This is a genomic window from Nostoc sp. UIC 10607 (assembly GCF_047228265.1).
GTDB lineage: Bacteria > Cyanobacteriota > Cyanobacteriia > Cyanobacteriales > Nostocaceae > Nostoc > Nostoc foliaceum_A.
Map to the genome: position 1 here is coordinate 88,616 of NZ_JBIQNW010000006.1, position 19,768 is coordinate 108,383.

At 43.5% G+C, this 19,768-nt stretch carries 18 protein-coding genes; 8 read left to right on the plus strand and 10 right to left on the minus strand.

Translation table 11 applies throughout. The annotated features are described in order from the left end of the window. Window positions 1–49 precede the first annotated feature (49 nt). Window positions 50–970 carry a glutaminase A gene (glsA, locus tag ACEYW6_RS07815; protein WP_412979269.1) on the plus strand — a complete coding sequence of 307 codons (921 nt, stop codon included), beginning with the start codon at window positions 50–52 and terminating at the stop codon, window positions 968–970. Here the strand turns inward: glsA and ACEYW6_RS07820 are convergent. From ACEYW6_RS07820 to ACEYW6_RS07835, 4 genes are all read right to left on the minus strand, one after another. After that, the gene (locus tag ACEYW6_RS07820) at window positions 947–1,909 is read right to left on the minus strand and encodes a sensor histidine kinase (RefSeq protein WP_412979270.1); all 963 of its coding nucleotides are present in this window, start codon (window positions 1,907–1,909) and stop codon (window positions 947–949) included. The genes glsA and ACEYW6_RS07820 overlap by 24 nt on opposite strands. 27 nt (window positions 1,910–1,936) lie before the next feature. Further along, the gene (locus ACEYW6_RS07825; protein ID WP_412979271.1) at window positions 1,937–2,464 is read right to left on the minus strand and encodes a hypothetical protein; all 528 of its coding nucleotides are present in this window, start codon (window positions 2,462–2,464) and stop codon (window positions 1,937–1,939) included. A gap of 18 nt (window positions 2,465–2,482) precedes the next feature. Next, window positions 2,483–2,776 carry a hypothetical protein gene (locus ACEYW6_RS07830; RefSeq protein WP_412979272.1) on the minus strand — a complete coding sequence of 98 codons (294 nt, stop codon included), beginning with the start codon at window positions 2,774–2,776 and terminating at the stop codon, window positions 2,483–2,485. 103 nt (window positions 2,777–2,879) lie between these two features. Beyond that, window positions 2,880–4,547, minus strand: a complete 1,668-nt coding sequence (locus ACEYW6_RS07835; RefSeq protein WP_412979366.1) for a hypothetical protein — start codon at window positions 4,545–4,547, stop codon at window positions 2,880–2,882. 538 nt (window positions 4,548–5,085) lie between these two features. Here ACEYW6_RS07835 and psaA point away from each other — a divergent pair. The 4 genes from psaA to ACEYW6_RS07855 all read left to right on the plus strand — a co-directional run bounded on the left by psaA (window position 5,086) and on the right by ACEYW6_RS07855 (window position 11,590). Beyond that, entirely contained in the window at window positions 5,086–7,344 is a 2,259-nt protein-coding gene (psaA, locus tag ACEYW6_RS07840; RefSeq protein ID WP_190892749.1) for a photosystem I core protein PsaA, read from the plus strand. Window positions 7,345–7,478: 134 nt separating this feature from the next. Beyond that, window positions 7,479–9,704 carry a photosystem I core protein PsaB gene (psaB, locus tag ACEYW6_RS07845; protein ID WP_190892751.1) on the plus strand — a complete coding sequence of 742 codons (2,226 nt, stop codon included), beginning with the start codon at window positions 7,479–7,481 and terminating at the stop codon, window positions 9,702–9,704. 352 nt (window positions 9,705–10,056) lie between these two features. Further along, complete coding sequence (gene cynS, locus ACEYW6_RS07850) at window positions 10,057–10,497, plus strand: cyanase (RefSeq protein ID WP_412979273.1); 441 nt, start codon at window positions 10,057–10,059, stop codon at window positions 10,495–10,497. 187 nt (window positions 10,498–10,684) lie between these two features. Continuing rightward, window positions 10,685–11,590, plus strand: coding sequence for a DNA-methyltransferase (locus ACEYW6_RS07855; RefSeq protein WP_412979274.1), 906 nt, complete (start codon window positions 10,685–10,687; stop codon window positions 11,588–11,590). 59 nt (window positions 11,591–11,649) lie between these two features. Here ACEYW6_RS07855 and ACEYW6_RS07860 read toward each other — a convergent pair whose 3' ends face one another. Beyond that, window positions 11,650–11,862, minus strand: a complete 213-nt coding sequence (locus ACEYW6_RS07860; RefSeq protein WP_190728355.1) for a hypothetical protein — start codon at window positions 11,860–11,862, stop codon at window positions 11,650–11,652. Window positions 11,863–12,077: 215 nt separating this feature from the next. Continuing rightward, window positions 12,078–12,290: a helix-turn-helix domain-containing protein gene (locus tag ACEYW6_RS07865; RefSeq protein ID WP_190893017.1), complete on the minus strand. Its 213-nt coding sequence runs from the start codon at window positions 12,288–12,290 to the stop codon at window positions 12,078–12,080. Window positions 12,291–12,828: 538 nt separating this feature from the next. On the opposite strand from ACEYW6_RS07865, the gene ACEYW6_RS07870 reads away from it, so the two are divergent. Continuing rightward, window positions 12,829–13,884 carry an SGNH/GDSL hydrolase family protein gene (locus ACEYW6_RS07870; RefSeq protein ID WP_196513157.1) on the plus strand — a complete coding sequence of 352 codons (1,056 nt, stop codon included), beginning with the start codon at window positions 12,829–12,831 and terminating at the stop codon, window positions 13,882–13,884. 89 nt (window positions 13,885–13,973) lie between these two features. Then, entirely contained in the window at window positions 13,974–14,336 is a 363-nt protein-coding gene (locus ACEYW6_RS07875) for a DUF4864 domain-containing protein (RefSeq protein ID WP_190892756.1), read from the plus strand. A 25-nt stretch (window positions 14,337–14,361) separates the two neighbouring features. Here ACEYW6_RS07875 and larE read toward each other — a convergent pair whose 3' ends face one another. Next, window positions 14,362–15,192 (minus strand): ATP-dependent sacrificial sulfur transferase LarE, encoded by an 831-nt coding sequence (gene larE / locus ACEYW6_RS07880; RefSeq protein WP_412979275.1) that lies wholly within the window; start codon window positions 15,190–15,192, stop codon window positions 14,362–14,364. Between the two features lie 141 nt (window positions 15,193–15,333). Beyond that, a complete protein-coding gene (hrmK, locus tag ACEYW6_RS07885) occupies window positions 15,334–17,172 on the minus strand; it encodes a hybrid histidine kinase/response regulator HrmK (RefSeq protein WP_412979276.1) in 1,839 nt (612 codons plus the stop codon). Between the two features lie 205 nt (window positions 17,173–17,377). Here hrmK and ACEYW6_RS07890 point away from each other — a divergent pair, with 205 nt between their 5' ends. After that, window positions 17,378–18,244, plus strand: a complete 867-nt coding sequence (locus ACEYW6_RS07890; protein WP_190892760.1) for a branched-chain amino acid ABC transporter permease — start codon at window positions 17,378–17,380, stop codon at window positions 18,242–18,244. A gap of 21 nt (window positions 18,245–18,265) precedes the next feature. On the opposite strand, the gene ACEYW6_RS07895 is transcribed toward ACEYW6_RS07890, so the two are convergent. Both ACEYW6_RS07895 and lipA read right to left on the minus strand, forming a co-directional pair. Further along, complete coding sequence (locus ACEYW6_RS07895) at window positions 18,266–18,403, minus strand: photosystem I protein PsaX (protein ID WP_190892762.1); 138 nt, start codon at window positions 18,401–18,403, stop codon at window positions 18,266–18,268. Between the two features lie 183 nt (window positions 18,404–18,586). After that, window positions 18,587–19,489, minus strand: coding sequence for a lipoyl synthase (gene lipA, locus ACEYW6_RS07900; RefSeq protein WP_412979277.1), 903 nt, complete (start codon window positions 19,487–19,489; stop codon window positions 18,587–18,589). Window positions 19,490–19,768: the final 279 nt, after the last annotated feature.

Genomic DNA, 19,768 nt, shown 5'->3' on the forward strand with positions numbered 1-19,768 from the left:
GTAATTCAGAAATGCAAGCATTATGCTTATTAACTATACGTAATTTAACGTGGCTATATCTGTTGTGAAAGGACTTGAAAAATTAACATTATCCTCTTGGATACAACAAGCTAAAACTAAAGCTGAACAGGGACAAGTTGCCGCTCGCATTCCACAATTGGCTGTAGCTAATCCTCATTGGTTTGCAGTTCACATCTGCTGTGAATCGGGGAAAACTATAAGCTTTGGGGATACAGGTTGTGTCTTCCCGCTAATGAGTGTTATCAAGACATTTTCCCTACTTTATCTGCTCGAACATCTAGAAGCGGAAACAGTTTTTGGGTGGGTCGGGGTGGAACCATCGGATAAACCCTTCAATTCTTTAGAGCAGTTGGTTGCCGATCGCGGCCGTCCCCGCAATCCGATGGTTAATAGTGGAGCAATTACTCTCGCTGATAAATTACCAGGAAAGGATGCTAGCCAACGCACTCTTTTATTTTGTCAATGGCTCAACCAATTAGCAGGTTGCCAACTATATTTAGATGAGGTAATGCTGGCTTCAGTGCGATTAACACGCTCAACAGCCAATCAAGCAATCGCAAACTATCTTGCCCAAACAGGTCATCTACAAAATCTGGAAACAGCACTTGACACCTACGAGCAAATATGCTGTTTATCTGGGCGAGTTGAAGATTTAGCTCTGTTAGGAAAACTCCTAGCTTTTGAAAATAGCTATTTAAAATCACAAAACTGCCGGATTGTCAACGCTGTGATGTCAACTTGTGGGTTATATGAAGCTTCTGCCCAGTTTGCAGTCAGGATTGGTCTGCCAATGAAATCAGGGATTGGTGGTGGACTTGTAACAATAGTACCAAGTGAGGGAGCGATCGCTTGCTACAGTCCCGCCTTGGATACGGTAGGAAATCCGGTAGCAGGGCTTGCTTTTGTTGAGGCTTTATCGCAAAAGTTAGAGTTGAGCATTTTCGGATAAATGCTGCTTTTGAATCGGAAGAGAAATGATGAATTCTGTACCACTACCCACCTCAGATTTGCAGATTAGTTGTCCTCCGTGTTTCTCGACTACAATCTGATGACTAATCGAAAGTCCCATACCAGTACCAACACCTCTGGGCTTAGTAGTGAAGAACGTCTCAAAAATTCTTTCTTGAACATCAGAGGGAATACCAGAACCATTATCAGTAATGCGGACAACTACCCAGTTTTTATCTTGAAGTTCAGTAGCGATCGCAATTCGTGGGTTGTCTTGAGGATTGTGCTCTTCCTCCAATGCATCAAGCGCATTGTTGATAATATTCATGAACACTTGATTAAGTGAGCTAGAAAAACCTTCAATACTAGGAATCTCGCCGTAGAAGCGCTCAATTGTAATGCCTTTTTTGATCCGATTATTGAGGATGAGTAGCGTACTATCCAGGCATTCATGTAAATTGACTGCATGTGCTTCTGCTTCATCCAGCCGAGAGAAGTTTTTCAAGCTCAAGACAATTTGCCGCACGCGATCGGCACCAAACTTCATCGATTGCAAAAGTTTGGGTAAATCTTCTTCTAGAAATTCTGCATCAATTTCAGTGGCATAGGCTTGCACCGTTTCAGTGGCATAGGCTTGCACCGTTAGAGGTGGATTAGGCACTTCTTGACAATAAGTCTGTAGCAATACTAATAAATCGTCTACATATTGAATAGCAGAATCTAAATTCCCATAGATAAAATTCACCGGATTATTAATCTCATGGGCAATACCAGCTACCATTCGTCCTAAGCTAGACATTTTCTCACTTTGAAGCAATTGGGCTTCTTGCATTTGCTGCTGAAGAAAAGCTGCTGCTTGCTGTTCTTCCAGTAGACATTTCACTCTATGCAAAACTTGGTTAAATGCAATAGCAAGTATCCCAATTTCATCTGTAGTCATGACAGGTGCTTGCAGGTCAAAGTTAGATTATTTGGTAACTCGCTGCGCCATGTTCGTCAGCATTTCGACCGGATGGGTAATGGTTCGACTCGTGAATAAAGCAAAAAGAGTAGCAATTACCACCGACAACATCACACTAGCAGCAATAATATAAATCCGCATTTGTGCTGCTGTCTTGAACGTAGCCGTCGCTGCTGTTAATTCCTCATAAGAAACCTTAATGACGGTAAGCAATTCATCAGAGATCCCGTCAAACTTGATTGCTAACTCACTGTTGGTAAACTTCAACAGTAGTTGTTGAGCGATCGCAATTTTCTTTTCACTTAAAGGCGATAAATCAAGTTGCTGAAATAATTCGTCAAGTTGCCGAATATAAGTTTGTGGCAGATCATCATAGGTTTGTAGAAGCAGGGGAATATTCTCAGTATGTTTTTCGCCCGTATAATCAGCACTTTTTGTATATTTTTGGAGTTCAGACCAGACTTGCTCAATTCCAGGTGCATGTATATCAGTAATATGGCTGTATTCCTCTGTATACAAGTTTGGATATGGCACTAATGGAATGAGTTGCTGTTAGTGCGTTCGTGTTTGGAGGATACCTGTCTGGAGGCGATAAAGCAAATTAAGTTCTTTAAAAGCGTTTTGTTGCTCCTGCAACGCCTTTTCTTGATAGTGGTCTCCAAGGATTAATCCAATTGTGGTTCCCAAAACTCCAACACTGAGGGCAAGAGCATAGCCATATTTAATTTTGTTACCAACACTCAGACCATTTGTAACTCTTGAAAACCACCCTTTTCGGTTCGATTGTAGGACAGCAATATCGCCGGAAACTGCCTGAGAATTTGAACCTGGAGTCTGGGAAGCCATAGTAATTCTAAGTAAGAAATAAAAGCCAATCCTTACTTAGAATTCCCTAGTTGTTGTGCAAAAGTAAAAATTTTGCAACTTTTTGCTCCCGATAGTAAACGAGTTATTTCAGTAACGGTGTTGATTCAGGAGTTGGTGTTACCTCTGGTTTAGTTTCTGCTGGTGGCACACTTGTTTCAGGTGCAGGAGACTCAATAATCTCTGGAAGTGTGGGTGGCAAACTAGGAGATGGTGCAACTGGTGCTTGTGGGGTAGTCATCTTGCCTGCTCGACGGTTGAAATAACTGCCCAATCTAGATTTTGTTGCTTGAGGGACAACTTTTTCAGGTAACGGCGTTGATTCAGGAGTTGGCGTTACCTCTGGCTGTGGTTCTGGTATTGGCGTAATTATTTCTGGTGCAGGAGACTCAATTATTTCTGGCAGCGTCGATGGCAAGCTAGGAGATGGTGCAACTGGTGCTTGTGGAGTGGGGACTTTACCAGCTCGACGGTTGAAAAATCCGCCCAATCGAGGTTTTGTTGTTTGAGGGGCAACTTTTTCAGGTAACGGTGTTGATTCAGGTGTTGGTGTTACCTCTGGCTGCGGTTCTGGTATGGGAGACTCAATTATTTCTGATGGTGTCGGGGACAAGATGGGAGATGGTACAACCGTTGGAACTTCCAATTTTGGTTGTTCTGGCTCTTCTGGTTTGGTTGGCTGTGTTTTGAATTCTTTTGGAATTTCAGTTTCAGGAATGGGCTGTTTTTCTACCTTCGGTTGTATCTGGGGTGTTTTTTCAACAGACGGCGTGGGTGTAGGTATGAGTCTATAATTCTGGTCTACAACAGGGCGCACCTCATCTGCTGTGAGTTCTCCTCTCACAATTCTCGACAAAGTGTCTTTACCCTTTGGCTGGTAGTCAATTAGTCTGACTGTGGTATTAAAGGCATTTTTGACAGGATTTCCCTGATTATCAAGAAATTCCAGTTTTACCCAGTTTTTACCAGGTTGGAAACCTTTAAGATAAACTGCTTGCCAGCGATCGAAAATAAAGCTTTCACCATTAATTGTGGAGCGGATGCGCCAATCACTGAATTGGTCGTTAGCGTTTTCCTTCCCAGTGAGGTGCAGGGGAGCGTTAGTTAGATAAAAGTCCAGTAAGATTGGTTCGGCTCCGTAGCTGCTTTGAGGACGGCTGTAAGTTAGCAGTGGTAATTTTGGATCTGGGTTGTTGTCGTCGGTTTTGGTGAAGACGTGAAATGTTGTCTGGGCATAAGCGCCTTCATTCTTAAAGCTTTCATGCCAAGGACGAGAGGCAAAGACGCGCAAGGTATGAGTACCCGGAGACAAGTTTGGCAAAATCAAGGGCTGATTCAGGTCGTAAACAGGTATATAAGGTTGGTTATCCAGAATTACGTGGAGATGTGGCCCCAGTTGTAATTGTGGGTCTTTAAATATTGGTAGATCCTTAACCTGAAAACTGGCAGTGGCTTTGTTGTCTTGGAGAACTTCATCAGCTTGTGGAGTAACAATTGTCACTTGTGGCTGATAAACTTCCAAAATTGTCCGCAGTTCTTGGATAACAGATGGTGGGGAAACTTCCGAAAATTGCTTTGAAATTTGAGAAATCTGTGGAGAGTTTTCTTTATAGCCAATAGATACTTCCTGGCTACCAGCTTTCTCGCCACAGCTGGTCAAGCTTAATACCAGCACCAATGTTATTACCCACCTGAGAATCGGGAACCTCTCAGGGAGGAGCTTCTCTAACACCTTTTTCTGCCACAAGTTCATGCGTTGCACCCAGTGATAGTCTTCGACAATCGACAGATTATTTTGGCTCAAACTGTCCATAGGGAACAATAGCCCAAAAGGTTAAATCTGCCTCACATCCCATAAGTTTTCCTGTGTCTGTCTCAGCAAATTTTCAAATAAGTCATATTCTTTACAGCTTTTTACTTACAACAATGGAAATATGACACAAATGTTCATGAGTAATAGCAGCAAAAGCTGGAACATCGGCTGTATACAACCAAACCATAAATTTTACAAATTGTTATTCTTTGTAAATTAAATGGAGAATCTATTGACTTTTGGACAAAAAGTTTGAAGTTAAAAGGCAGATCAGGCAGGAATTCCAGCAATATTTCAGCAAGTTTGAATTATTGTTAAAATATCTCCAACAATGTACAAGTGAAGACTCTATAATTCAACGAGAAACAACTATCCACATAGGTCTTCATCGCGGCTTCAGTAAAATTCTGGAATTTGCGGTAATGGTTAACTTTGTGGTATTCATGATTCCTCATTCCTTATCAAGAGAGGAGGTCGAATGACAATAAGTCCTCCGGAGCGAGAGGAAAAAAAGGCAAGAGTAATCGTCGACAAAGACCCAGTACCTACCTCTTTCGAGAGATGGGCCCAACCTGGACACTTTGACAGATCCTTAGCCAGAGGTCCCAAAACCACCACATGGATTTGGAACCTGCACGCACTCGCCCATGATTTTGATACACATACAAGCGATTTAGAAGACATATCCCGGAAGATATTCTCAGCCCACTTCGGCCACTTAGCCGTAGTGATGGTTTGGTTGAGCGGGATGATTTTCCACGGCGCGAAGTTTTCTAACTACGAAGCTTGGCTAAGCGACCCGTTGAACGTTAAGCCTAGTGCTCAAGTTGTTTGGCCCATTGTGGGACAAGACATTTTAAATGGTGATGTTGGCGGTGGTTTCCACGGTATTCAAATCACCTCCGGTTTGTTCCAAGTATGGCGCGGCTGGGGTATCACAAACTCCTTCCAGCTTTATGTAACTGCGATCGGTGGCTTGGTATTAGCAGGCTTATTCCTATTTGCCGGCTGGTTCCACTACCACAAACGCGCTCCCAAACTGGAATGGTTCCAGAATGTGGAGTCAATGCTGAATCACCACTTGCAAATATTGCTAGGTTGTGGTTCCTTGGGATGGGCTGGTCACATAATCCACGTATCCGCACCGACCAACAAGCTTTTGGATGCAGGCGTTGCTCTCAAAGACATACCCTTGCCCCACGAGTTCATCTTGAACAAAGACTTGTTGACCGAGCTGTATCCCAGCTTTGCTGCTGGTTTAGCACCTTTCTTCACCTTGAACTGGGGTCAGTATGCTGACTTCCTGACCTTCAAGGGCGGTCTAAACCCGGTAACAGGCGGCTTGTGGATGACTGACATTGCTCATCACCACTTAGCGATCGCAGTTCTCTTTATTATTGCTGGTCACCAGTACCGTACCAACTGGGGTATTGGTCACAGCATTAAAGAGATCCTAGAAAACCACAAAGGCCCTTTCACTGGTGAAGGTCACAAAGGTCTCTACGAAAACCTGACCACATCTTGGCACGCTCAGTTGGCTACTAACCTAGCCTTCTTGGGTTCGCTGACCATCATCATCGCGCATCACATGTACGCGATGCCCCCCTATCCATATTTGGCAACTGACTACGCTACGCAGTTGTGCATATTCACTCACCATATTTGGATCGGTGGCTTCTTGATTGTTGGTGGAGCGGCTCACGCTGCTATCTTCATGGTGCGTGATTACGATCCAGTTGTGAACCAAAACAACTTGCTGGATCGCGTAATTCGTCACCGTGACGCGATTATTTCTCACCTGAACTGGGTGTGTATTTTCCTCGGCTTCCACAGCTTTGGACTTTACATCCACAACGACACAATGCGTGCATTGGGTCGTCCTCAAGACTTGTTCTCTGATACAGGGATTCAATTGCAGCCAGTATTTGCCCAGTGGATACAAAATATCCACGCCTTGGCTCCTGGTACAACTGCACCCAATGCCCTAGAACCAGTTAGCTATGTCTTTGGCGGCGGTATTTTGGCAGTTGGCGGTAAAGTGGCAGCAGCACCCATTGCTTTGGGTACAGCGGACTTCCTAATTCACCACATTCACGCCTTCACCATTCACGTCACCGTCCTAATTCTGCTCAAAGGTGTGCTGTACGCCCGTAGCTCTCGTCTGATTCCAGACAAAGCAAACCTGGGCTTCCGTTTCCCTTGCGACGGCCCCGGTCGTGGCGGTACCTGTCAAGTCTCTGGTTGGGATCACGTATTCCTCGGACTTTTCTGGATGTACAACTCCCTGTCTATTGTAATTTTCCACTTCAGTTGGAAGATGCAATCAGATGTTTGGGGAACCGTAGATGCAGATGGGACTGTAACTCACATCACTGGTGGTAACTTTGCCCAAAGTGCTATTACCATCAACGGTTGGTTACGAGACTTCTTGTGGGCACAAGCTACACAAGTCATCAATTCCTATGGCAGCGCGCTATCTGCCTATGGTCTACTCTTCTTAGGCGCTCACTTTGTCTGGGCATTCAGCTTGATGTTCCTGTTCAGTGGTCGCGGCTACTGGCAAGAACTGATTGAGTCCATTGTTTGGGCGCATAACAAACTGAAGGTAGCACCAGCAATTCAGCCTCGCGCTCTGAGTATTATTCAGGGTCGGGCTGTAGGGGTAGCTCACTACCTCTTAGGAGGAATTGCCACAACTTGGGCATTCTTCCATGCACACATCCTTTCAGTAGGGTAGCAATCAGTTGTGGAGTGCTGAGTGCTGAGTGCTGAGTGCTGAGAAAATACTCAAAACTTAGTACTCAGGACTCAAAACTCAGGACTCTAAACGCTGGTATTTGATGGCTAAAGGTCAGAGGATTTATTAAACCTATGGCGACAAAATTTCCGAAATTTAGCCAGGATCTCGCACAGGACCCGACTACTCGTCGGATATGGTATGCGATCGCTACAGGCAACGACTTTGAAACCCATGATGGCATGACGGAAGAAAATCTTTACCAAAAGATTTTCGCAACTCACTTCGGTCACTTGGCAATCATCTTCCTGTGGGCATCCAGCCTCCTGTTCCACGTAGCCTGGCAAGGTAACTTTGAACAGTGGATTAAAGATCCCCTTCACATCCGTCCCATCGCCCATGCGATTTGGGACCCCCACTTTGGTAAACCAGCGATCGAAGCTTTTACCCAAGCTGGCGCTAGTAATCCGGTAAACATTACCTACTCTGGTCTCTACCACTGGTGGTATACCATCGGTATGCGCAATAACAGTGAACTGTACACAGGTTCAGTGTTCCTGTTATTGTTCGCAGCCGTACTCTTGTTTGCTGGCTGGCTGCACTTGCAACCCAAGTACCGTCCTAGCTTGGCATGGTTTAAGAGTGCTGAACACCGCCTAAACCACCACTTAGCAGGTTTGTTTGGTGTTAGTTCATTGGCTTGGGCTGGTCACTTAATTCACGTTGCTGTCCCCGAAGCTCGCGGTCAGCACGTAGGTTGGGATAACTTCCTCAACACCCCACCCCACCCAGCCGGTTTGACACCATTCTTTACAGGCAACTGGGGTGTTTACGCTCAAAACCCTGACACTCCTGGACATATCTTCGGGACATCGCAAGGTGCAGGAACTGCAATTCTGACTTTCTTGGGTGGTTTCCATCCCCAGACAGAAGCTTTGTGGCTGACTGACATAGCTCATCACCACCTAGCGATCGCAGTTTTATTCATTGTTGCTGGTCACATGTACCGGACAAACTTTGGGATTGGTCACAGTCTCAAAGAAGCCTTGAATGCCAAGAATTTCTTTGGTATTCCTGTTGAAGGACCGTTCAACCTACCTCACCAAGGTATCTACGACACCTACAACAACTCCCTGCACTTCCAATTAGGTTGGCACTTAGCAGCGCTAGGTGTTGTTACTTCCCTGGTAGCGCAGCACATGTACTCCATGCCTTCCTACGCATTTATTGCGAAGGACTACACAACTCAGGCAGCTTTGTACACGCATCACCAGTATATTGCTGGATTCCTGATGCTTGGTGCTTTTGCTCACGGAGCAATCTTCTGGGTACGTGACTACGACCCAGAGCAAAATAAAGGCAACGTACTTGAGCGCGTATTGAAGCACAAAGAAGCGATTATTTCCCACCTTAGCTGGGTATCCCTTTTCTTGGGCTTCCACACCCTTGGTTTGTACGTACACAACGACGTAGTAGTTGCTTTCGGTACTCCTGAAAAGCAAATCTTGATTGAGCCAGTATTTGCTCAATTCGTCCAAGCTGCAAACGGTAAAGTACTGTACGGTTTAGATACATTGCTATCTAACCCTGATAGTATTGCTTACACAGCATGGCCCAACTACGCTAACGTTTGGCTTCCAGGCTGGTTAGATGCCATCAATGCTGGTACTAACTCCCTGTTCTTGACAATTGGCCCTGGCGACTTCTTGGTTCACCATGCGATCGCTTTGGGTCTGCACACCACCACCTTGATCTTGGTCAAAGGTGCTTTGGATGCCCGTGGTTCTAAGCTGATGCCCGATAAAAAGGACTTCGGCTATGCCTTCCCTTGCGACGGCCCCGGTCGTGGCGGTACTTGCGACATCTCAGCTTGGGATTCCTTCTACCTCGCTACATTCTGGATGCTAAACACCCTTGGTTGGGTTACCTTCTACTGGCATTGGAAACATCTAGGTATTTGGCAAGGCAACGTAGCTCAGTTCAATGAGAACTCTACATATCTCATGGGCTGGTTCCGCGATTACCTCTGGGCTAACTCTGCTCAGTTGATTAACGGTTACAACCCCTATGGCGTGAATAACCTGTCTGTCTGGGCTTGGATGTTCCTGTTTGGACACCTAGTTTGGGCTACTGGCTTCATGTTCTTAATCTCCTGGAGAGGTTACTGGCAAGAGTTGATTGAAACCCTTGTTTGGGCACACGAACGCACTCCTCTGGCTAACCTAGTTCGCTGGAAAGACAAGCCCGTTGCTCTATCTATTGTTCAAGCTCGTGTAGTTGGTCTAGCTCACTTCACTGTTGGCTACATCGTGACTTATGCTGCATTCTTGATTGCTTCTACTGCTGGTAAGTTCGGTTAATTCGGCTGCTAGTTTTGTATACAAGTAAGTAGATAAGTAATAAAATTCCCCTGCCGCAAGGTGGGGGATTTTTTCTGAAATCAATTTTGTAGCTGCATGAGGTTATGGATATAGACGGAACATTCGGAATATTAGAGATTTCTTTTCATCCAGACAGGTATGAGAAGGATCAAGAAAAGGATGCTTGGTTTAAATCAGGAATTTTCTGCGTTGAACACTACCCTGCAAAGAAATGCTACAACCAAACAAGGGCAGCAGTAAAAGAATTTTTGAGCTTTCTGTCTAAACACAAAAGGTAGACTGCGATCGCCTAAAATAAACTTTAATTACAATTCACTATAGGAGTTATCAGGTGTCTATTCCCGAAATTACTCAAAAGCTATTAGCCGCTAAACAAGAAAAAAAACTAAGTTTTGCCGATTTGGAAAAAGTTCTCGGACGTGATGAAGTATGGATTGCTACTTTATTCTATCGGCAAGCTAGTGCTTCCGAGGAAGAAGCTAAGTTACTAGTTGAAGCATTGGGGTTAGATGCTACTTGTATTAAAGAGTTGACTGAATACCCTGTAAAAGGATTAGGCCCAGTTGTCCCAACTGACCCACTAATTTATCGTTTCTACGAGATTATGCAAGTTTATGGTTTTCCCATTAAGGAAGTAATTCAAGAAAAGTTTGGTGACGGGATTATGAGTGCCATTGACTTTACTTTAGATATACAAAAAGAAGAAGACCCCAAAGGCGATCGCGTTAAAATCATTATGTCTGGCAAATTTTTACCATACAAAAAGTGGTAGTGTTTCAGTCTTACTTCTTTCAGGAGTATATTCTCATCCACATGGATTACAAAGTTAATATACTCCTCTGCGTTACTTTGCGCTTCCCTCCGTGTCCCTTTGCGTTAAACAATAACTTTTAAAATTAAATACTTGGACAATACCAAAACAAGTTATAAATATAACAAATGAAATAATCTTATCACTCTTGCAAGAAGAACCAGTAACACCACCAAAAGAAATAATTTTTAATCCCTATTATACCCAGCAGAACGGAGCCGCATATTTAGGTGATAGCCTTAAACTTATTAAATTCATTGATGATAATAGTATTAATTTAATTATCACATCACCTCCATTTGCTCTGACACGAAAAAAAGAATACGGTAACGAAACTGCTGAAAAATATATTGAGTGGTTTCTACCTTTTGCCTATGAATTTAAAAGAGTACTGGCAGATAATGGCTCATTCGTACTAGATTTAGGTGGCGCTTACCTTCCTGGCAATCCCGTGCGGAGTATCTACCAATACGAACTTTTAGTTAGATTATGCAAAGAAGTAGGTTTCTTTCTTGCTCAGGAATTTTACCACTATAATCCGGCTCGACTGCCAACCCCTGCTGAGTGGGTAACAATCAGGCGGATTCGTGTGAAAGACTCAGTAAATACAGTTTGGTGGTTGTCTAAAACACCGAATCCTAAAGCAGATAACAGAAAAGTTTTAAAGCCCTATAGCCAAAGTATGAAGCAATTACTCAAAAATGGTTATAAGGCTAAAATACGTCCTAGCGGACATGATATTTCTGATAAATTCCAAAAGGATAACCAAGGTGCAATTCCGCCAAATCTACTAGAAATTGCTAATACTGAATCTAATAGCGCTTATTTACGACGCTGCAAAATAGCAGAAATGAGACCCCATCCAGCACGTTTTCCGCAAGGGTTCGCCGAGTTCTTCATCAAATTCTTAACTGATGAAGGTGATCTGGTATTAGATCCATTTGCAGGTTCTAATACAACGGGTTTTGTTGCTGAGACTCTGCAACGCCAATGGATATCGTTTGAAATTAATGAGAATTATGTAATGGGAAGTCGTTATCGATTTAGTCAATAACTAAATTAAGTGAGGAGTCAGGAGTCAGGAGTTAAAATTTATAACTCATAACTACTCAATTAAATTTCTCCATTCACTTGCATTTGATGAACTTGATCTGCTAGCTCTTGACGACCTTGATCATCTAGTTTGTCAATAGCTAACATCCCCATGAGAATAACTTCTTTCAGGGTCAAACGTGTAGAATGTGCCTGTTTTTGCACAATCTCCTTAATAATGGGACTGACACCAATCGCTGTACTAGCTCTAGCCACGGAAGAAAAGGAAAACATTAATGATTCAGCCTAAATCTTAGCACTTTCAATGAGGTTATTCTATAGAGGTAAAACTTAATTTAAATGTGTTTCAACTCATACTTCAATGAGTAAACATACATTGTAAATTACGTGTAGTGAGTTATGAAATTCTCGGTATGGCAAACCTAATGCTTGCTCTTTGAGGACACACCGTCGTATGATATCAATATTCTAAACAGTTAAACTTTTGCCTATTCCTCTATAATTTCCACTAAATCTTCAATCCTCACATCAAAAGTGCGAGCTAATTTGTGGATAGCAGTAAAGTCAACTGTCGTCATACCAGGACGACGTGCATAACTTCTAACTGTGCTGTAAATTACCCCAGAACGGTCAGAGACTTCTTTTAGTGTCCATCCTTTCTCTTCTGCTAGTTCTCGAATTTTTAATCTGACTAATCCCATATTTGATAAATGATGCATTTGCATCGCTCAATTTCATATGAGAAATTAAAAAGCGTAGACGTGTTCGCGCAGCGTCTCGTAGAGAAACAGCTTGTCGTCAGACATCGCTTCTCTGTCTAGTAAACTCTTATGCGATCGCTACACTTTTCCTGAGATATGGAAACCTGAAAACAAATGCTTATTCACCATACTAGCAACATTAAAAGCAAAAACCTCTGTCCTGAGATACTCAAAAATCACCCATTAATCGCTGAGTTTGCAAACACTTATAATATTTGTGACAACTGAGTTATAGAAACTGGTCAGCTGATGAAAAAAGTGCTTTCAGTAGAAGTATTCTCACAAATAAGATTTGTATACTACCGGAAAAACCGTAATTTAAAGAGATCGTGAATTGTCAAATATAATCTCGTAAACACGCTTTACAGAACTACACAGTTTAAATAAGAATAATAACTTAACCGAAGTAAAATTTTCCTGAATACAGGCAACTAATGCTGTCATAGGGAAAAGCAGTGAGTAGAGGAGAGACAAAGCGATGAAGGACCCTTATCTGTTGGCAGCAGGCTTGTTAACAGGATTGGCAATACCAGCATCGGCTCTCCCACATCTGTCTATTGTCCTGCCAGAAAATTCTAGATTCCTGTGGGATTTAAAACAGGGTTCGCAGGCAATAGTCAGTACAAAAATTATCAATAGCGTTGATCTCTCCTTACCAGAACTCAGCGGTCAAGTGTTGCAACCCCTAAAAAGTTTGCAGCCAACAGTAGGTGAGAAAAACGTCACTAGCGTACCAGAATTCAGCAGTCAGGGATTACCAGCCACAACAGAGTCATCACTCAACCCCAGTGCCCAAGCAGCTGGTGTCTCACTAACATCTGGCAATCAACTTTACTACCAAAGATTGGCGGCTCTGAAAACAGGTCAGATTTATACACGCGTAGATAGTGATAATTTGCAATCATTGTGGGAGTCGATCAAGAAACGTCAACTAACTTATGATGACTGGAAAAGTTTATTAGCTTTAGAAGCTAGAGCGATCGCTCAAGGTCAAGGTGCAAATCATCTGAGTATCTTAGTTGGTGATTCTTTGAGCATGTGGTTTCCTAGAGAAAAACTTCCTGCTGGAAAATTATGGCTCAATCAAGGCATATCTGGAGATACTTCCAGTGGCGTTTTAAAAAGATTGGGGGCATTTTCGACAACGCGGCCGAATGTGATTTACGTTATGGCTGGGATTAACGACTTACGAAAAGGCGCTAGTGATGACACAATTGTGCGTAATTATCGCCGGATTGTCCGTCGTTTACGGCAGACTCACCCAAAAGCTCAAATCATTGTCCAATCAATTTTGCCTACTCGCCTAGCAAAGCTTTCCAATAGCCGCATTCGTCACATCAACACACAACTAACCCAGATTGCCAAACAAGAAGGAGCTAATTATCTAAATATTTATAGCTGGTTTACGGATATGGAAGGCAATTTGCGTCCAGAGTTAACCACAGATGGGTTGCACCTGTCTCAAGAAGGTTATGATGTGTGGCGCTCGGCACTACAGCAGATAGAGTACAAGCTGACTCAGCGTGAAAATTGAGCGATCGCTTCTCCAGAAAACGCTACACCAATGCCGACGCTTGAAGCAATGTCTACGACGGGCTGCGCCTACACAATTTTAAATTTTTTATGGAAGTTACTGACAACGATGCCATCACTATACGTTCTCTAATTGAACGCCAATTGGCAGCCTTTAACAAGGATGATGCCCAAGGCGCTTTTGCCTTCGCCAGTCCGGCAATTCAGGCGCAATTTGGAACCCCAGAAAATTTTATACAGATGGTCAAAATAAGCTACCCAGCAGTATACCGTCCTCGTTCTGTCTTTTTTGAGAAGATAACAACCATCCAGGGAAACATAACTCAGCCAGTGCTACTACTAGCTCCTGATGGAGTTCCCTTTAGAGCTTTATATTTTATGGAAAAACAGCCAGAGAATACCTGGAGGATTAACGGTTGCTTTCTAGTTTCCGTAGAAAGCAAAGAAGTATAAATTATATCTTCATACAACCAAAATTTTATAATTTAACGCTCAAGGCTTCCCGATTCAAAACCTGATTTAACTTGCCGCTGCGATAACCTTCTAAATCCAGGGTTACGTAAAGAAATCCGAAATCCTGAAATGCAGAAACTACTTTCTGTAAATCCGTAGTTAACACAAACTCTTTAATTTGTTCTGGTGCCAATTCAATGCGTGCTGTATCTCCTTCTGATCGCACGCGTAAATTCTGCCAACCTAGCTTTCGCAGGAAAATTTCTGCTCTACCAACTCGTTGTAACTTAGCTACAGTAATCTCTTCACCATAAGGAAACCGCGAACTGAGACAAGGTTGAGCGGGTTTATCCCACCAAGGTAAACCGAGTTGTTGCGAAAGTTGGCGAACTTCAACTTTGGTGACACCCACTTCTGCTAAAGGCGATCGCGCACCTCTTTCTTTCGCCGCCTGAATTCCTGGGCGATAATCATGCAAATCATCGGCATTTACCCCATCCACCACGTATGGATAACCCAACTGCAAAGCTAAAGGTTTGAGAGTGTCGTGCAACTCACTTTTACAAAAATAACAGCGGTTAACAGGGTTAGAAGTGTAATTGGGATTTTCCATCTCGTGAGTCTGGACGATTTTATGAGGAATCCCAATCGTTGCGGCTTGAATTTTGGCATCTTCCAACTCTTCTGGCAAAAGCGAAGGAGAAACAGCCGTGACAGCTAGAGCGCGATCGCCCAACGCATCATAAGCAATTTTGGCAACCAAAGTGCTATCAACGCCCCCAGAGTAGGCAATCAACGCCTGCTCCATTTCTTGAAATAAAGCTCTTAATTGCTCAAATTTTTTTGTCAGCATCATTTCCCAATCCTGCCCAAACCCAATAGCACCCAACAAATTCTATTGTAGTCATTTGTTATAGGGCATTGGGCATTGGGAAAGAGGCACAAGGGTTCAGAGGAGAGGGATTTTCCTTGTGTTCTTTGCTCCCCCTCATCTCGCTTATCTTCCTGCTTCCCCTACTATTGGTGGTTTGCTGTATTTAGCTATCAGACTGGCTAAAAGTGGCAAATCAATCGGTTTAGAAATATAGTCATCTACTCCAGCTGCTAGACAAGTTTCGCGATCGCCTTTCATTGCCATTGCTGTTTGGGCAATTACCGGAATCGTCCGATATTGCTGATTTTCTCGCAGTTGTTGCACCAAATTAAGACCATTTCCATCTGCTAGATAAACATCCATTAAAATCACCGCTGGGTCTAACTGTGTTAGAGCTTCCCACATCTCGCTAGCATTCTTAACCCAAGTGACCTGATATCCCAATTTCTGTAGATAAATTTGCATCAAATTAGCGTTGGGTAAGTCATTTTCTACCAGCAAAATGTCTACAGAAGAACTAGGGGTAAAAGGCAAAGGAAATGAGGAGTATTTTGGTTCCTCATCTCCCTTATCTTCCCTCACTGCCACCTCTTGTTTAAGGGGAAGTACGAGGGTAAAACGGGAGCCACGATCTACTTCAGATTCCACTTTCACAGAACCACCGTGAATTTGGGCGAGTTTCCGAGTTACGGCTAAACCCAAACCAGTGCCTTCAGCACCAGCAGCGACAGCCTTGGCAATTTGGAAATAGGGTTCAAACAGTTGAGCCTGGTCTTCTTGGGAAATGCCAGTGCCAGTATCCCAAACTGTAAAATGCACAAATACACCTTTAGGAGCAACTTTTAAGCCAACACTTCCTTTGCTGGTGAACTTTAAGGCATTGAAGAGTAAATTCAACAGCATTTGCTTGAGTCGTAAGGGATCGGCTACTAGGGTTGTAATATCAGGTTCAAGTTCTAGGCACAGTTTCAAATTTTTATTGGCGGCTTTCTCTTTAACCAGTGCGAAAACATTGCTACACAGCAGTGGCACATCAATTGTTTCCCATTGCACTTCCAGCTGGTTTGCTTCAATTTTAGAGAGATCCAAAATATCGTTAATCAGAGCTAGCAAGTGCTTACCGCTAGATTGAATGATATTTAAATACTCTTGCTGGCGTTCTTTACTTGGTTCGTACCCTTGGGCTAAAAGCAGGTGGGTAAACCCAATAATAGAACTAAGAGGTGTACGAATTTCGTGGCTGGTGTTTGCCAGAAACTGATTTTTGAGTTGATTAGTGCGCTCCAATTCTTGATTCGAGTTACTTAACTGTTGATACCGTTGCTGCCAAGACAGGATCTGTCTAAGTTGTACTAAAGCTGTAGTACAGTGTTTAGCAGACCTTGCCATCAATTGTGACCTGAGTTGAGCCTGTGATTTTATGAGCGACTCACGATCTGAGTTTAGGGGTGCTGCGGCGATAATTAGCCAGCCCATGACGTTGCCAGAATCATCAGCTAACCGCCAAGCGCTCGGTATTTGTTGATTCTCAAGCTGCTGTAAATCTTCGAGTTCTATAACCTCTTGCAGTCTCAACAGCAGCTTTTTTTCTGCTGTCAGCAATTCTAGAAATAAAGGTTGTGAGTTTGGGGATAGAGAACAAGAAACATGGCAAACTGTGGCAACAGTTTCTTGTGGTTGAAACAGAGCGATGCCTACGGCACAATCTGTAAACGCCAAATTACTACTGTGCACAGCACTGTTAATCTCATTGACCACCGTTTGGAGAATTTCTGCTTCTGCGGCTCCTGCATGTGGGACAGTGTTACAAGCAGAAAGCAGGCAATCATTAAGGTGACTTTGCAACTGGTTCAAGCTGCTCTCCAGCCACAACTTGGCGCGAAGTTGCTGAATTGTTGTCAAAAGTTTTGGCGTTGCATCTATCTGTGAGTTCTGGTCTGGTAAGCTTGAGTACTGCTGCATGGTCAACTAGACCGCTGAACAAGTTTAGCTTCGCATAAAAATCCGAAAAGGATTCTATGTATATTAGCGGACAATTCTTTTTTATTTATAAACCATAACTTATGTTGTTATAAACCATAACTTATGATGTTGAATTTAGCAGCAATTCCAAAAAAATTATTATATGAACCACTGACCTAAAATTTGTTAAAGCAACTTAAGGCTTATGGATACACAATTCGCCCAACTAATCGTTAACGGGATTGCGGTGGGGAGCATTATTGCTCTAGCGGCAGTCGGACTCACTCTTACCTACGGGATTCTACGGTTATCTAACTTTGCTCATGGTGACTTTCTAACTTTAGGAGCCTATCTGACTTGGCTGATAAACACTATTGGAGTCAATATTTGGCTGTCGATGATCCTGGCGGCCGCGGGAACAGTAGCAGCAATGCTGTTATCGGAAAAGTTACTGTGGTCAAAGATGCGCTCTATCCGTGCTACTTCCACTACGCTGATTATTATTTCTATCGGACTTGCCTTATTTCTTCGTAACGGCATTATTTTTATATGGGGTGGCAAGAACCAAAATTATAATCTACCTGTTACGCCAGCTTTAGACATCTTTGGCTTAAAGGTACCGCAAAATCAATTATTAGTATTGGGTTTGGCGGTGCTAGCAATTTTGGCGCTGCATTACTTGCTGCAAAATACTAAAATTGGTAAAGCGATGCGGGCAGTTGCTGACGATCTGGACTTAGCCAGGGTCTCAGGTATCAATGTTGACCGAGTAATTTTCTGGACTTGGCTAATTGCCGGCACTCTTACCTCATTGGGCGGAAGTATGTATGGGTTGATTACAGCCGTGCGTCCAAACATGGGATGGTTCTTAATTTTACCATTATTTGCCTCAGTAATTCTTGGTGGGATTGGCAACCCTTACGGTGCGATCGCAGCAGCTTTTATTATTGGCATCGTCCAGGAAGTCAGCACCCCTTGGCTGGGTTCACAGTATAAACAGGGTGTAGCACTGTTAATCATGATTTTGGTGCTGCTCATTCGTCCCAAAGGTTTATTTAAAGGAACGATTTGAGCAGCACCATTCCACTTCTAACTATTCAATAATGTGGAAATAGTAGGCTGCCACCAAAAAATTGATAGCTAACAATAACACTGCCCAGGCTGTGCGATAGGCGTAGGGAGGTTTAGCTCCACTGTCGGCAACTGGGGAATTCTTCGTTTTAGCAGTCATAATGCGATTCTCCTAATGTCAGGACTTTTTAAGAAATACCAAACTGGTGTACCAAATACCCAAATTCTTTAAGAATATTTGTGTGAAGTTGGGAATTGGGCATGGGACATTGAGCATTGGGAAGATTTTATCCCTTGTCTCCCGTCTTCCTCATTCTCCCACTCTCTACTCCCCACTCCCCACTCACTCCTCTCCAGCATGATAGGAACTGCGAACCAGAGGCCCAGAACGGACATGGTTAAATCCCATTTCCCATGCTAATCTGCCGAGTTGCTCAAATTCCTCTGGAGTCCAATATTTTTGGACTGGCAGATGTTCTAGAGAAGGACGCATATACTGCCCGATAGTCAAGCGATCGCACCCCACAGACCTTAGATCAGCCATTGCTTCAACGACTTCATCAAGTGTTTCTCCGTGTCCCAGCATCAAACCTGATTTAGTGGGAATTGTCGAATCGATTTCTTTGACCATAGCCAATACCGAGAGCGAGCGATCGTACTTAGCTCCCCGGCGCACTGGCCCAGTTAGCCGCCGCACTGTCTCGATATTGTGATTAAAACAAGCTGGTTTGGCTTTAACAATTATGGCTATCCGCTGGCGCTGACCTGACTCCCCAACACCAGCACCACCCCAAAAATCTGGGGTCAGCACTTCAATTTGAGTCTCTGGGTTCAACTGGCGGATAGTCGCGATCGTCGCCACAAAGTGCCCTGCACCCTGATCGGGCAAGTCATCACGCGCTACAGAAGTCAGCACCACATAACGTAATCCCAAAAGCTGCACTGCCTGTGCTACCTTTTGGGGTTCCTCTAAATCAAGAGCCATTGGTGCATGACCTTTATCTACTTGACAGAAAGCACAAGAGCGTGTGCAAGTAGGCCCCATTAGTAAGAAAGTTGCAGTTTTTTGGGCATAGCACTCCCCCCGGTTGGGACAGCGTCCTTCTTCACAAATCGTGTGAATTTGGCGCTGCTTAATAATGCGTTGTACGGTAGATATTTCACTGGCTTTGCCAATAGAGCGACGTAACCAGCTGGGCATTGCCCTAATTTCAGACTTTAGTTCGGCTTGTTGTGACGAAATCATAAACATCCAAGCAAGATGCGGATATAGAGTACTGGTCTGTCAATTAACAAATGATAGATAAGAATAGACGCAGGGAGCGGGAGACACGGGGACACTCTTGATGAAATCACCATCTCTCAGTATCCTTATGCTCTAGAGCAAAGCTAAAGCCTTAAATATCACCATGACATAAATTGAAAAGAGCGCAAGCAAAAGTTTTGTAAAACACCTCTAGGAATGCCATTTATACCGAAATATACTATCCCCCAATTCCTCGAAATTTTGTATATAGTGGGAGGA

What these genes read in the sequence shown, in the direction of transcription:
- psaA (WP_190892749.1), top strand. Translation starts at nt 5,086, where the DNA reads ATGACAATAAGTCCTCCGGAGCGAGAGGAAAAAAAGGCAAGAGTAATC.
- ACEYW6_RS07820 (WP_412979270.1), bottom strand. Translation starts at nt 1,909, where the DNA reads ATGACTACAGATGAAATTGGGATACTTGCTATTGCATTTAACCAAGTT.
- larE (WP_412979275.1), bottom strand. Translation starts at nt 15,192, where the DNA reads ATGATGCTGACAAAAAAATTTGAGCAATTAAGAGCTTTATTTCAAGAA.
- ACEYW6_RS07870 (WP_196513157.1), top strand. Translation starts at nt 12,829, where the DNA reads ATGAAGGACCCTTATCTGTTGGCAGCAGGCTTGTTAACAGGATTGGCA.
- ACEYW6_RS07860 (WP_190728355.1), bottom strand. Translation starts at nt 11,862, where the DNA reads ATGTTTTCCTTTTCTTCCGTGGCTAGAGCTAGTACAGCGATTGGTGTC.
- ACEYW6_RS07875 (WP_190892756.1), top strand. Translation starts at nt 13,974, where the DNA reads ATGGAAGTTACTGACAACGATGCCATCACTATACGTTCTCTAATTGAA.
- ACEYW6_RS07830 (WP_412979272.1), bottom strand. Translation starts at nt 2,776, where the DNA reads ATGGCTTCCCAGACTCCAGGTTCAAATTCTCAGGCAGTTTCCGGCGAT.
- ACEYW6_RS07865 (WP_190893017.1), bottom strand. Translation starts at nt 12,290, where the DNA reads ATGGGATTAGTCAGATTAAAAATTCGAGAACTAGCAGAAGAGAAAGGA.
- lipA (WP_412979277.1), bottom strand. Translation starts at nt 19,489, where the DNA reads ATGATTTCGTCACAACAAGCCGAACTAAAGTCTGAAATTAGGGCAATG.
- ACEYW6_RS07890 (WP_190892760.1), top strand. Translation starts at nt 17,378, where the DNA reads ATGGATACACAATTCGCCCAACTAATCGTTAACGGGATTGCGGTGGGG.
- ACEYW6_RS07835 (WP_412979366.1), bottom strand. Translation starts at nt 4,547, where the DNA reads ATGAACTTGTGGCAGAAAAAGGTGTTAGAGAAGCTCCTCCCTGAGAGG.
- hrmK (WP_412979276.1), bottom strand. Translation starts at nt 17,172, where the DNA reads ATGCAGCAGTACTCAAGCTTACCAGACCAGAACTCACAGATAGATGCA.
- psaB (WP_190892751.1), top strand. Translation starts at nt 7,479, where the DNA reads ATGGCGACAAAATTTCCGAAATTTAGCCAGGATCTCGCACAGGACCCG.
- ACEYW6_RS07895 (WP_190892762.1), bottom strand. Translation starts at nt 18,403, where the DNA reads ATGACTGCTAAAACGAAGAATTCCCCAGTTGCCGACAGTGGAGCTAAA.